General features: G+C 57.0%; 7 protein-coding genes. 3 read left to right on the plus strand and 4 right to left on the minus strand.

Annotation, left to right across the window (positions count from 1 at the left end; all coding sequences use genetic code 11):
- Nucleotides 1-34: 34 nt before the first annotated feature.
- From SH139x_RS25545 to SH139x_RS25560, 4 genes are read right to left on the minus strand one after another with little or no spacing between them, the layout of a single operon-like run.
- Nucleotides 35-1,504: a DUF1501 domain-containing protein gene (locus tag SH139x_RS25545; protein ID WP_488352569.1), complete on the minus strand. Its 1,470-nt coding sequence runs from the start codon at nucleotides 1,502-1,504 to the stop codon at nucleotides 35-37.
- Nucleotides 1,505-1,507: 3 nt separating this feature from the next.
- Nucleotides 1,508-4,867 carry a DUF1549 domain-containing protein gene (locus SH139x_RS25550; RefSeq protein ID WP_488352570.1) on the minus strand — a complete coding sequence of 1,120 codons (3,360 nt, stop codon included), beginning with the start codon at nucleotides 4,865-4,867 and terminating at the stop codon, nucleotides 1,508-1,510.
- Nucleotides 4,868-4,887: 20 nt separating this feature from the next.
- On the minus strand, nucleotides 4,888-6,276 hold the full coding sequence (locus tag SH139x_RS25555; RefSeq protein ID WP_488352571.1) for a DUF1501 domain-containing protein: 1,389 nt from the start codon (nucleotides 6,274-6,276) through the stop codon (nucleotides 4,888-4,890).
- Between the two features lies 1 nt (nucleotide 6,277).
- Nucleotides 6,278-10,162, minus strand: a complete 3,885-nt coding sequence (locus SH139x_RS25560; RefSeq protein WP_488352572.1) for a DUF1553 domain-containing protein — start codon at nucleotides 10,160-10,162, stop codon at nucleotides 6,278-6,280.
- 522 nt (nucleotides 10,163-10,684) lie between these two features.
- On the opposite strand from SH139x_RS25560, the gene SH139x_RS25565 reads away from it, so the two are divergent.
- From SH139x_RS25565 to SH139x_RS25575, 3 genes are all read left to right on the plus strand, one after another.
- Entirely contained in the window at nucleotides 10,685-12,274 is a 1,590-nt protein-coding gene (locus SH139x_RS25565; protein ID WP_488352573.1) for a tetratricopeptide repeat protein, read from the plus strand.
- Nucleotides 12,275-12,789: 515 nt separating this feature from the next.
- Complete coding sequence (locus tag SH139x_RS25570; RefSeq protein ID WP_488352574.1) at nucleotides 12,790-13,221, plus strand: hypothetical protein; 432 nt, start codon at nucleotides 12,790-12,792, stop codon at nucleotides 13,219-13,221.
- 118 nt (nucleotides 13,222-13,339) lie between these two features.
- Nucleotides 13,340-13,453: a PEP-CTERM sorting domain-containing protein gene (locus SH139x_RS25575; RefSeq protein ID WP_488356092.1), complete on the plus strand. Its 114-nt coding sequence runs from the start codon at nucleotides 13,340-13,342 to the stop codon at nucleotides 13,451-13,453.
- The last annotated feature ends 33 nt before the right edge of the window (nucleotides 13,454-13,486 follow it).

Consider the following 13,486-nt stretch of genomic DNA (forward strand, 5'->3'; position numbering starts at 1 on the left):
GTCCGGGTTAGATATTCTAAGGGGAACCTTTGGATCAGACCAGTTGTCTGAGGAAACGTCCTTCGTTAATCGTCGGACGCTCCGGCCTCCCCTTGTGCATATAGGTCAATTGCAGCGCATCGACCCCCATTAACCGCAAAATTGTCGCGTGAATGTCGTGTACGTGGGCCCGTTGTTCCACGGCCCGTAAACCAAGTTCGTCAGTGGACCCGATCGTTTGTCCACCACGAACGCCACCGCCGGCCATCCACATCGTAAAGCCGGTGGGGTTATGGTCGCGTCCGTTCCCCTTCTCCGACATCGGCGTTCTACCGAACTCGCCGCCCCACACGACCAAGGTCTCGTCGAGCAGCCCACGCTGTTTCAAATCTTGGATCAAACCGGCAACTGGTAAATCCATTTGCCCACACAACTTTCCATGGTTAGCTTCGATCCCCGAGTGCGCATCCCATTTGCTGCCGGCTCCGTGATAGAGCTGGACAAATCGCACACCCCGCTCGCTGAGCCGTCGCGCGAGCAAACAGAGTCGTCCAAAGCCAGCCGTCTCCTGCTGGTCCATCCCGTAAAGTTGTTGCGTCGCTTTGGTTTCACGAGCCAGATCGATCGCGTCCGGTGCTTGGGCCTGCATCCGGAATGCCAATTCGTAACTAGCAATCCGTGCCTCAAGTTCCGATTGCTCCGGATGCTCGTTGGCGTATTGTTGGTTTAGTCGATTCAGGTAAGCAAGTTTGGCCAACTGACGCTCATGGCTCAGCCCCGCGGCGGGCTGCAAATTGGGAATCGTCTCTCCCGACTCCTGAAAGCGAATCCCTTGATGCACCGCCGGCATGAAACCAGCACCCCAGTTGCGTGGGCCGTTGGTGACCTGCGAGCCGGTATCTTGCATAACCACGAAGGCTGGCAAATCAGCATTTTCCGTCCCCAAACCGTAACTCACCCAACTGCCTAGTGAAGGTCGTCCACCCACGATCGAACAGGTGTTCATCTGACAGACACCGGCCGAATGATTAATGCCGTCAGATTGGCACGATCGGATGACAGCAATGTCGTCGACAATTTTTGCCGTGTGAGGTAACCAGTCGGAAACCCATGTGCCACTCTCGCCGTATTGTTGCCACTTGCGTTTACATTCCAACAACGGCGACCTCGATTCGCCCATCGCCGTAATCACATCCCCGAAACTTTCCGGCATCGGTTGACCGGCTAATTGATTGAGCAACGGTTTTGGATCGAATAGATCGATGTGGCTGGGACCTCCCTCCATAAACAAAAAAATGGCTCGCTTCGCAGTCGGGCGGACACGCCCAGCCGAGTACGCAGCCGATTCGCTGCCAGCCAAGTCATTGCCAGCAGGTTGATCGCCAGCAGGTTGATCGCCAGCCGCCGCCGCGGTCGAGGCCAACAGTGAGGAGAGCGCCAGCGATCCAAACCCACCACCGCTCCGCAACAGAAAATCGCGACGGCTGCGAGGGATTTCGATATGAGGTAGCGAGTGCATCATCATGTTTTAATCAACGTATAAGAATTCGTTTGAATTGAGCAACGCGTGGCAGAGGTCAACCAGGGCAATCCGCTCTGGATCAGGCAACTGCAACAATTGCCCTGGCGGCAACAGGTGACGATCGTTGCCCGAGTGATCGTGAGCCCAATGTGGCTCGGCATTGAATCGCCAGAATCCATCGCCGCCGACAACAGCCCGGCTGCGATCCTCTGAAACGGCAACCAACAATTGATCCGGCGGTAGCACCTGAGAACTAATTCGCACATCGTCGATCAGCCCGTCAAATAAATTGACATTGCTCGTGTCGCGACCACCAATCACCAAGTTCGCTTGGCTTTCGATCTGCCCGACTGCCGTATGGGGCAACATCACTGCGTGTAGATGACCTGCCGGCTCGCTGAGATCTCGGAGATAGAAAGTCACGCTACCGGGGTTGGCGTTTCCAGCAGACGGCTTCCCATCTGAGGCACTAACGGCGGACGCATTCGCAGCGGACGTACCGCTCGGCTGTTCCGCCCAACGTACAGATACGGCGGCATAGTAATCGTGATTCAGCTTCAGGTCATCGCCGGAGAAGAGGGCAGTCTCGCCGAAGCCGCCTGTTTGTTGCGGCCCCCAAAGCTGAATCACCAAGGTCTGCGGTTTCCGCCGCGAGCCTTTGCCAGTGACGCCAAAAGACCAGCCTGGCCCATTGCCGTGCCGCTGCGAAGCGATCGTGCGGACCGCACCGGAATCGTAAACCGAACGGACGCGAAAGTAGGCTTCGATCGTAAAGTCATGGCGCGGCCAGTCGGTGGCCAGGGGAACCTGAGCGGCCAACTTGTCGCGTTGCGGTGAGATTTCGAGCGCATCTCCCAAGTCCGCCGCCAACTCAGCGGTGGAGATCTGCGTTTGTTGCTGACGCTGCTCCCGCTGTTCCTCCACCGCCAATTGATAAACCTGATCGAGGTATGCCTCGGCCATCCGCAGCTCGTCCGGGGTAACGCCGCGTCCGACGGCCAATTCCCAGAGCTGGTTAATTCTCGCCGGGCGATCCGCACCACTGTTCCAAATCCGATCGGCAAAGCGGCGGGCGTGCCCTAACATCTTGGGACTGTTAATCAACAGCAAAGATTGCAATGGCGTGGTGGTCGTGTTGCGAGACGCTTCGCTGTTAAAAAACAGCGGCAAATCAAACACATCCAAGAATGGGTCCCGACTGTTTCGCATGATCCGCCGATAGATCGATCTCCGTGGTTTATCGCCAGCGTATCCTGGACCTCCCCGCTGCCAATCCAACTCTCCCGAAACGGCCAAAATGGTATCGCGAATTTGTTCGGCATCGAGTCTCCGCGTATCGCCGCGCCAGTAATAATCGTTGGCGGGATCCATCTCGGTCTGAGCGGCAAACTTGGCTCGATCGTCGCCGCTGGTGGCTTGTCGATAAGCGGCTGACAGCAAGATTCTGCGATGCAGTTTTTTCAAACTCCAACCATCACGGACGAACTGCACAGTTAACCAATCGAGCAACTGAGGATGCGTGGGCTCACCCGCCAAGCGTCCAAAATCGCTGGCGTTCGGAGCCAAGCCGCGGCCAAAGTGATATTGCCAAACGCGATTCACAATCACGCGAGTCGAGAGTGGGTTATCAGGCCGCGTCAGCCAGCGGGCCAGCGCCGCGCGGCGCCCCGTCGTCGGTTGCCCGGTAATATCAGGAATCTCGGCCGGCTCGGGTTCCAAGATCGTAAGAAACCCGGGAGCGATCGGCTCTGCGGGGATTCCCGGAATCGTCGTGACGGGTGCCTCGGGGCCCACATCCACGGCCACCATCGCGGTCGGCGGGGGAGTCGGTTTGAGCGAATCAAACTTTGCCAACTCGGCCAGCAAGGCATCGCGCCGCTGTTTGCTGTCATCCTTGAACTGTTTATCTAGCTGCTCCAAATCATAGTCGACTTGGCGATAAGCCAACTCTGCCAACTGATGTTCGTGAGGCTCGCGTTGGCTGGGGTCGGTCCGCAGCATGGCTTGAATGTCGAGCGGAAAACGGGCAATCGCCACTTCGCTTAAACGCTCGCGATGCGGTTGTTCAAGGGCCGCGATTTGTTCGCGAATCTCGGCCGTGGCGGCTTCCCATTTTGCTAAATCGGCTTTGTACTGCTGCAACGCTTCGCCAGTTGCGGCAAACTCGCTGACCGGCAGCAGCGGTTCAAAGAATGCTCTCAGGCGAAAGTAATCACGCTGCAGAATGGGATCGAATTTATGGTCATGACATTTGGCGCACTGCATGCCCATACCCAAAAACACATCCCCCGTGGTGTCGGTAACGTCACTCAGGATGGTGTTCCACTGACCTCGCGCGTCTCGCAAATTATATTCATAAATCCAATTGCGGAGATAACCGGTGGCAATCTTTGCGGTGGGAGAATCAGGAAACAACTCGTCACCGGCAAGCTGCTCTTGCACGAAACGATCATACGGTTTGTCTTGATTCAGCGAGTCGATAACATAATCACGATACCGCCAAGCATGGGGACGATAAAAGTCAGCCCGATAGCCATCCGAATCGGCGTAACGCACAAGGTCGAGCCAATGTTGCGCCCAACGCTCGCCGTACCGCGGGTCGTCGAGTAACCGGTCGACCAAGTTGGCATAAGCATTTGGATCTTGATCATCCAAGAATTGCCGCATCTCAGCTGGACTCGGCGGCACGCCTACCAAATTTAAAAACAGCCGCCGCGCCAAAGTCGCACGATCGGCGGCGGGAGTCGGTTGCAACCCCTGCTCGCGCATCGCGGTTAGCAGAAAAGCATCGATCGGCGACTCGTCCCAACCGGCTGGCGTTGTTGTCCCAGCGGCGGCAATCGTCGGAATCTCCGGTTCGCTCAGCGGTTGAAACGCCCACCACTGGCGATCCTCAGCGGAAATTTTGGACTGTTCGTCACGCGGCGGCAACGCATCGTGGGCTGGCCAAGGCGCACCGATCGAAACCCACTTTTCCAAAACCCGAATCGACCGCGGATCGAGTTGCTCGGCCGGGGGCATTTCTAAATCTTCGTAGCGGATTGCCGTGATCAACGAGCTGGCATCCACGTCACCCGCCACCACCACGGCGCCCGACTCGCCGCCACGGAGCAGGCCAGCGTGGTTATCCAAGCGAAGTCCCGCTTGCTGCTTGGACGACCCGTGACACGACCAACAATGCTCGGCCAACAAGGGCCGCACCTCCTGCTCAAAAAAACGCAGCTCGGCCGCTCTTAACTCGGCTTGTTCGGCCAGTTGACCACTTGCCACACCGCTCAGCAGCAGCAACGGCAACAGCGACAAGAGTCCGACCGATAAATGAGTCAAACCTGGCAGCGACCGACTTGAGGAGCTTAGTTCACGCACTGTTTTCTTCCGATCGTTTCTTAAACGAGCAAACTGGTAATCGGTTGGCCATTATCGGTAATCGGCACGGGACGGTCCCCGTCATAAAGGTGCTTGGCTGGGTCGATCCCCAAGCACGCATGGATGGTGGCAAAGAAATCGGGCACGCTAACGGGTGCATCGATAATCTTCTTGGACAAGTCATCGGTCGTGCCAAACGCGCCGCGGTGCTTTAACCCGCCACCTGCCAAAACGCACGTGAAGGCGGAACCTTGATGACCACGGCCACCACCTCCGTCAAACTCGGGAGGCCGACCAAATTCGCTGGTGATCACGATCAAAGTCTTCTCTAACATTCGCTTTTCCTGCAGGTCGTCCATGAGCGCGGCGACGGCTTGATCGAGTTCAGCAATCAATTGGTGTTGATTGAGAATTCCATCGTTATGAACATCCCAACCGGTACCGTTGAGGAAATTCAAATTATGAGATACCTCGACGAACCGCACACCCCGTTCCAACAATCGGCGGGATAGCAAACAGCGTTGCCCAAATTCCCCACCATATTGATTTCGCAAACTGTCTTTTTCGTTTTCCAATTGAAAAACGCGGTTAAACCCGGGGCCGCTAAGTTTTAGATTTTGAGCGATTTGGGCATCGTAATCGGCGACTCGGGGATCGTCGGGAAAGCGACGCTGGGCGGCTTGGCGCATGGTCCCGAGCAACTGTTCGCGGCGGTTTTGCCTCGTGGGCGTGACGTAATCGGGACGCGACAAACCAGCGGGTCCCTGACCGGTTTCGGTGAGATACAGATATCCCGCCTGGGCACCGAGAAATCCCGGCCCGCGAGTCACGTTCGGGTAACCGATCAGCACATAGGCGGGAGCCCCCTCGGCCGCCGCGCCGCGTTGGTCGGCGATCACCGAACCGAGTGATGGATAGACAACGGTGCCGCTGACGGGACGTCCCGTGTGCATGCGGTTGGTGGCGGCGGCATGTTCGTCGATGACATCATGATGCACGGAACGGACTGCCGTAATCTGCTGCATGCGACTAGCCAATTGCGGCAAGTGCTCGCAGACTTGGACTCCGGGCACCGCCGTATCGATGGCTCGGTAGTAGGCTCCCGGTTTACGAGTCTTGGGATCCCCCATCGCTTTGGGATCAAAAGTATCGATTTGCCCCATCCCGCCACCGAGCCAGATCGAAATACAATGCTCAGCCTGGCCCAGCAAATCAGCTCCCGGCGATCCGTTCTTCGTCGACTCATTTGGCTGCTTATTTTCTTGGCCGGCGGCGGGTTGCTCTGCGCCCCAGCCGAGCCGCGCGGTGGAACTCAACAAGGCGGCCGCCGCCGAACTGGCGAGCAGTTGCCGGCGGGCAAGCGGGTTGCCATGACTCATTCGTTGATCCCAGTGTTTGGAGGCATTCATGTTAGGGTACCCAGACAAATTCAGGTGAGTTGACCACGGCCCAGACAACATCCTCGTAAGCTTCCCGCCAGGCGGGTGTTATCCGCGGGTCGGGAGCGGCCCCTTGTTGCGCGCGTTGCCCGCGCTCAATTTGAATTTCGTTCGCCGCGGCAGCCAGGTGATTGGACCAAGAGACGCGGCGCAACGGTGGCAGCACGGTCGGCTGCTGAACTTGCTCGGCGGGGATTTGACGTTCGGCAAAACCTGAGGACAAGATGCTTGCGACATCCTCCAGTTCCTGCTTGGACGGCAAGCGACCGAGAAATTGCAAATAGACAGTTTCAGCTAACTGCTGTGGACTCTCCGCCGCCAAAGCCCAGCTGGCCAAGGCGTTTTCCACCGAAGCTCGCGTGACCCAAGTCGTTACCGTGCCGTTGGCCAAGATGCCGGGCTGGAGCAAATTGGCTTGCTGTTCACGACGCTGGATGGGGTTTTGCCGAGAGCCTGTCCAGCCGAAAGCCGATAGCACATCGGCCACCGCTTGGGCGCGCGGCAAACTCAGGCTGGGACGATCGCGTTCATTGGAAAGTGAAGCAAACTGCCAAGCCCGCTGCGGGAAGCCCAACGAGATCATCGTCGTTGCCGGGCGCCGAGCTTCGGGATCAAACGTCAATTCCTCGGTTCGCAGCGGCGTGCCCGAAGCGGCAAATAGGCTGTCCACAATCTGCTCGGCGGTCAAACGTCGACGGTCGGGCGCGGCAAACCAACGTTGCTCGGCAGTCGCTTCGCGGTTGTTTCCCACCGCCTGGCGTTGATAAATTTCGGAGGTCATGATTTGCCGCATGAGATGTCGAAAGTCATAACCATGACGGACGAAATCTGCAGCCAACCAACGCAACAGCTCCGGATGACTCGGCTGGGCTCCTTCCCAATCGTGCACTGGTTCGACGATGCCGGCGCCCAGCAAGCGTTGCCACACGCGATTGACTAAGACTTCGGCGAACCGCGAATTGAGCGGCGAAGTGACTCTGGCTGCCAAGCGTTCGCGACTGTCGTCCGGGTTTCGCAAGATACGGTTTAAAGTCTGCGGATCGGCGCCGCCGTCAAGTTTGCTGAACGGCCACGCGGGCTGGACCGATTGGCCCGCCGGCAAAGTCACGCTGATCAGTGATTTGCGGTCCTGGTTGGCGGCGAAAAAGTCAGCTCCCACGGTGCTGGTCGCTGGCACGCTGAGCGGCTTACGGGCCAACATCGAGGCGATTGAAAAGAGTTCGCCCTGGGTGGGACTGCTGTAAGGAGAATCGTGGCAACGCGCACATTGCATGTCGATTCCCAGAAAGGCAGAGGTGAGGACGTGAGCTTTTGCCGCTTGGGGCACATCATTATCAGCGGCAAAACCAAACCCCGCGCTGCCTCCTTCACGTTCGCTGCCCCGCAACATGATCAGCTCCGTGACCATCCGGTCCCATGGCTGACCATCGCGCAGCTGTTCGTAGAGAAACCAGCGGAAAGGTCCCGAGTTATTGAGGCTCGGCTTGAGCGGGTTGGGATTCTCCGCCAGCACATCCTGCCAATAGCTGACCCAGTGATCGGCCAGACGGGGATCTGCCAACAAGCGATCGATCATCCGTTGCCGTTTGTCGGGATCAGTGTCCTGGAGAAACGCTCGCGTTTCCGTTTCGCCGAGGGGCAAACCGAGGGTATCGAGCGAGACGCGGCGAAGAAAACTGGCGTCGTCGATCAGTTCCGCGACCAGCGGTGGCGCACCAGTGGTCGCTGGCCACGTCGCCCCCTGGTCAATCCAATCAGTGAGCAAGGCCTGCTCGGCGGCGGACAGGGGGTTGCCCGGTGGCATTTGTTCGTCACCCTCAGCATGCAGACGCAGTATCAAAGCACTGCTGTCAGCGTCTCCGGGAACCACCGCCGGATCTCCCGAATCGCCCCCCTGCATCGCGGCAACCAGCGAATCGAGCCGCAGTCCTCCCTTGGCTTTCTCACCGTGGCATCGCAAACAACGCTCGCTGAGCAGCGGCAAAACTTGTTGTTCAAATTGTTTCCCGGCTGACTCCTCCGCCGCTGCGGCAGCCGCCCGAGCTTGTGCGATCTTGTCGGCGATGAAGGCATCAATCGGATGTTGATGCTCATTGCTGAGATGACGTGGAACGACAATTGGGTTGGCTTGCTGTTGCTGGTCGATCCACTGACTCGCATAGGCGTGGCGCTGCTCCCAATAAGGCGAATGCTGGGCAGCCAAACGGCGGCGAGTTGCGTCATCGACAGCAGTCAGATGAGCCTCGTTCCGTTGACGATGCGCGATGATTACTTCGTCCGTCAGCAGCGGCCCAGTGCTCGCTTGAGAAATGTCCGGCACCGCATCGCCAGTGTTTTCGGTGGCCTCTGTGTTTTCGGTGGCCTCTGGCTTATCGTTAACGCCCCACGGCGCAGAGCCGAGCAAATGAAAGGCCTGACCGTCCGCCGTCTCCACCGCCAGCAACGACTCTCCCGGTTCGGGTCGGAGTTTTGCTCCTCCGACAATCATCTCCCAGATCAGCGGATAGGTTCCAGCCCTCTCGATGTGCAATTCGGCAAAGACTTCTTGATCACCGTAGCCGGTGATCCGCAGTCCCGGCAGCGGAGGTTGCGGCAACGGGTCAACCGGCTGGTGTCCGTCGGTCGAACCGCCGTGCGGCTTGGTGCGGGCGACAACTTGACCATCAAACCAGAGACGGCTGAGTCCGCGGGCACGCATCAGCAAGCGATGATCGCCGGCGGGCAAAGTGATTTCACCAGCCGCTCGCACCAACACCGGAGCTTGCCAGCTCTCGCGCACTCCCCAGTCGTCGTAGCGATAGGGCAAGCGGTGCAGGAAAAAGTAATCCGCGTTCCAGGTCGTGATCACTTCGCTCGGTGGACGATGCGCGGGGTACCAAGCTGCGTGCGAGGCGAGTCCCTCGAACAGGCTGAATTGAATTTGCCCCGGGGTAAAGTCAACTTCGGGCACACGTTCAATCCCCACCAGTTCCCGTGGCGGGCCGCCGCTGCGATGATAAGCTTTTGTGACATCCGCCGCATCGAGCGCTCCGCGATGTAGCGTAACTTGATCGAGCGCCCCGGAGAAACTGTTCGCGTGGCTGCCCGCCATCGACGAAGCAATCCAAACTTGGTCGCCGTCTTGATGGGGGGCACGCTCGGTGGCTCCTCCCATATCCCAACCGCCCGTCGAAGCGACGCCGTTGACCCAGCAGCGCAAACTGTCAGCCGCACCGAAGGTGTAAGTCAGGGCCACGTGATGCCATTGCGGCGACGGTGCGAAGCCCAGCGTGCTCGTCCAACGATGCCAATGCGAACCCGCCTGCGTTGTACCCACGCGATCGTCGGCGAACAGAAAACTGACGCGTGCCGAACCGCCTGATTCTCGCAATCGCAGCGCCCAATTCTGATTATCAGGCGGAAAGCCGGCGCGACCGGTGCGACCTTTTCCTATCAGGTAAACATTTGCACCGGGGCCGATTTGATCAAGCTGGACCCAAGCGGAAAACGAAATCGTCTCGCCAGCGGTGAAATCAAACGGGCTCGCCTCACCGGGATCATCGATCACCAGCCGTCCGCCATCCCCGGCGAAACGCCAGGCCCGATTATCGACTGGCATTTCGGGAAATTCGGGAGCACGTGGGCCGGCGACCGCGGGCTCCAGGGACCCGACGACTTTCGCAGCGCCGATCGAGAACGCATCGCTGGTAAAACTCGCGACCGAGTTATCAGCCGACTCAAAATCAAAGCGCAAGACTTGCGTCACCACCACGTCGGCAGGCTGATCGGGTTCTCCGGCAAGGCAAACCGAGAAAGCAAAGCAGAACAGCAAGCACTGAATGACGGCGAACTGGCGGGTGGGCTTAGGGGGCAGCATGGAGGTTGCCTCGTGCTCCGAATGGCTGGGTGGGAACCTTCTATTGTAGCGAACCCCGGCGCGGGATGGAACTTTGTTTTTGGCTCCCTATATATCGCGGTTGCCAAAGCGTGTTAGCCGCTTTGGAGCTAGCCGCGGTTCCCGTTAGCCGCTAGCCGCGGTTCCGCTTTGAACCGAACTAACCACGCGCAACGAAACGGTGGCTATCGCCAAAACCGCCAACGGTGTCCGACGCCAAAACCAAGCTCACCTTCGGATAAACACAAACCGCGTAAGCCGCTGGTCCGTTTGTGAGCTATGTTACAGATCCAGGGCAATATGTTTACTTCAGAATCCCTAGTTGCATTGGGGGGATAACCCAATTGCGTTATCGATTAATACGCGTTAGCGTTGAAGAGATACCAAAGGCCAACAGCGATAACTCTTTCGCTGATTCTTCCCACCCGACAGCTGCTAGCTAATTGTAGCCACAGAGCTGCCCCCATCTTGCACTGCCCTACTGCTAGGTGCTCAAAAACAATTATGCGACTTCTTTGGTATCGCTTTCGGGTTTACTTTTACAATCTGCGATTACGTTTCTCCGCTGAACATGCCACGGAGGAATCTCGCGGGGCTCGTTTTTATGATTGGATACGCGGGCTTAGCCGCGTATTTATTTGGCTCCCGATGCGTGGTCGCGATCTTTTCGGCAGCCTCATCGACGCAACCATCGGCGGACAACGCTCACTCAAAGATCTACTCTTTGGTGCACCCGCACTAATTGCCATCGTAGGGATCGCAACCGTAACTTTTGGTGGTCAATACGCACAACAGAGTAGCCAGCAGAGGTATTGGCGGGCGGGGCAAATCAAACTCCGCGATGGCGACCCCCAAACAGCAAAGTTATATCTCTCCAAAGCTTTGAGCGTTTCTGCGCAATATCGCGAGGAGATCACTTTCGGCCTTGCTCAAGCAGCTGAAGCGGAAGGGGATCTCAGCACCATGCAAACATTAATGACATCGCTGGCTTCACCCGGCGTGACGGGATATCCCAGCGCCCATCGCTACCTTGCCATCACAATGGGGTCACAGATCCCTGAGGCCCCCACACCGGAATATATGGAAGCATGGCGATGGCATTTAACGCACGCTGATCAATCAGAAAGTGCTAAATTTCAGAAATTTTGGGGCTATTACTCGATTGTGGTGGGGGATTTTCCAGCCGCTGCGATCCACCTGCGGAAAGCCGCCAAAGAAGAGCCCGTGCTGTGGTTGCAAGTGGCTGAAGTGGAATCTCGCACGCAAAACTTTGAGGCGGTGCGAAGTTCATTGAGCCGGGCGGAACAATTTTTCCGGTCAGAATTTCAACGCGATACCTCAGACAGCAGAAATCGCCTGCTATACGCCACCACGCTGTTTTACATGGGGGCCCTCGACGAGGCGGGGCGAATTTTAAGGCAGGGACTGGAAGCCGACGACGAGAACATTCAGTTTCGCGAATTACTGGCCGCCGTGATGATTCGGCAATACGACGCGGTTATCGCCAACGACGCTGCCGATCCAACCGCTTTTTCACTGTTGGCATTATCGTTGGAATACGCGCCCACCAATGAGGCAGCATTGCGGCGGCTCATCCAAATTGCGTGCGCCTCACCTGAAAATCTAGGACAAGCTAGAAGGACAGCGCGGCAGGTTATTAGCTCAGGCAAAGCCACCGCGATGGCACATTTTGTGTTAGGCAGCCTCGAATGGATTGCGGGGAACCAAAAGCTAGCCGAATTAAGCATGAGGCAAGCAATCGCGCTGGACGAAGGCCTCGGCGAAGTGGCTAATAACCTTGCTTATTTGATGCTCAACGAAGAAGAACCCAACTTAGACGCCGCGTTACAGCTTGCCAATCAAGCACTGGCCTCGGCGCCCGTTAACCCCAGTTTCCTAGACACGCGAGCGGAAATCTTATTAGCCATGGGGCGACTCGAGGAAGCGGCTGTCGATTTCTTACAAGCGTTACCTAATACTCAAATACCTGATGAAGTTAGAGCCAAGCTAGCGGATATCTATGACCGCTTGGAGGATCCGGAAACAGCCACTGCGATGCGGGCTCAAATCCAAGCTGCTGACTCAACTCCCTAATGACCAGCCCTTTTGGAGTTCGTGAGCAACTCCAGGTCATTAGACTTTCCATCCAGAAGAGGGTTGTCAGATTCAGCCAAAAGTTAACATAGGCCAGGGCATCCCCCCGTATGAGAATAAGCATTAGCTTATAACTTCTGTCATTTCTATGTTTATCGGGGGGCAGGTGCGCAATCGTTGTTGACGTACACGATTCCATGCTTAGGTTAGTCACTGTGAGAAAGGTCTCGCCCCGATACCTCAATGAGGGATCGACGTGGCAGACTCCCTGAATGACGACCATAGATACACCCGCTGGATTTGGCCAGCCAACAAACGGCAGAGAAGTTGTCGCCCAAGTGCGGTTCGATTACATCGATAGCCTCCCCACATTACCCCACCATTAGACAACGCTGTCTTCAAGCAACCCGTTGGTTTTTATCATCATCATGGTTCGATTCGCACGCTCAATAGGCGTTTCATCCGCACTCGTTTTGCTTGCTCTTTGCAACTCCCCCGCCGCAAATGCTGAGTTTGTGGTTGCGTATCGAGCGATTGCCACCGATCTCTCTGGAACTGCTACCAATCCGGCGATTGCAGCCGATACGATGCTCGGAGTCACCGGGCAGAATTTGGCGATTGGCTCCGGAGTTACCGCAGTCAACATGACTTCCGATGTTTTCACCACTCGGCAGTGGACAACCCAAGGTTTAGATGCGTCTGACTATTTGTCATTCGGCTTTACCGCTACCGCCAAGCCTGTTGCATTGACCAATATCGAATTGAATGTTGCGAGCTCGGCCGTTGGACCTGCGACTGGAGAGCTCCAGGCAAGTTTTGATGGCGGGACAACTTTTCAGAGTATCGGTACCGACGCCAACTTTTCGATAAGCAAAACAGGTCCGGAACGTCGCACCATCGACTTGACTAGATCGAGCCTCGATTTCAGCCAAGTATACAAGTGTTGAATTCCGCTTGTTTGCGTTTAACGCCAATAATAGTGGCGTTAACAGCCAACTTAATATCCACAACTTCTCTTCCGGTATAGGCGAGGGCTTCGGGATTTTTGTAGGCGGCATTCAAGCGGTGCCGGAACCAACCTCATTAGCCTTAATTTGCGTTTGTGCTGCGGGCGCTGGTTTCCGCTTGCGAACCAAGCGACGCGGCGCAGCAGCCGAACAACAGCCACTGGCCGGCTAGCTCTTGCTCAATAACGTGCGATCTCTGATGTGC

This window comes from Kothea flammea (assembly GCF_052161645.1).
In the GTDB taxonomy this organism is placed as follows: Bacteria; Planctomycetota; Planctomycetia; order Pirellulales; family Pirellulaceae; genus Laterigemmans.

What these genes read in the sequence shown, in the direction of transcription:
- SH139x_RS25545 (WP_488352569.1), bottom strand. Translation starts at nt 1,504, where the DNA reads ATGATGATGCACTCGCTACCTCATATCGAAATCCCTCGCAGCCGTCGC.
- SH139x_RS25560 (WP_488352572.1), bottom strand. Translation starts at nt 10,162, where the DNA reads ATGCTGCCCCCTAAGCCCACCCGCCAGTTCGCCGTCATTCAGTGCTTG.
- SH139x_RS25565 (WP_488352573.1), top strand. Translation starts at nt 10,685, where the DNA reads ATGCGACTTCTTTGGTATCGCTTTCGGGTTTACTTTTACAATCTGCGA.
- SH139x_RS25555 (WP_488352571.1), bottom strand. Translation starts at nt 6,276, where the DNA reads ATGAATGCCTCCAAACACTGGGATCAACGAATGAGTCATGGCAACCCG.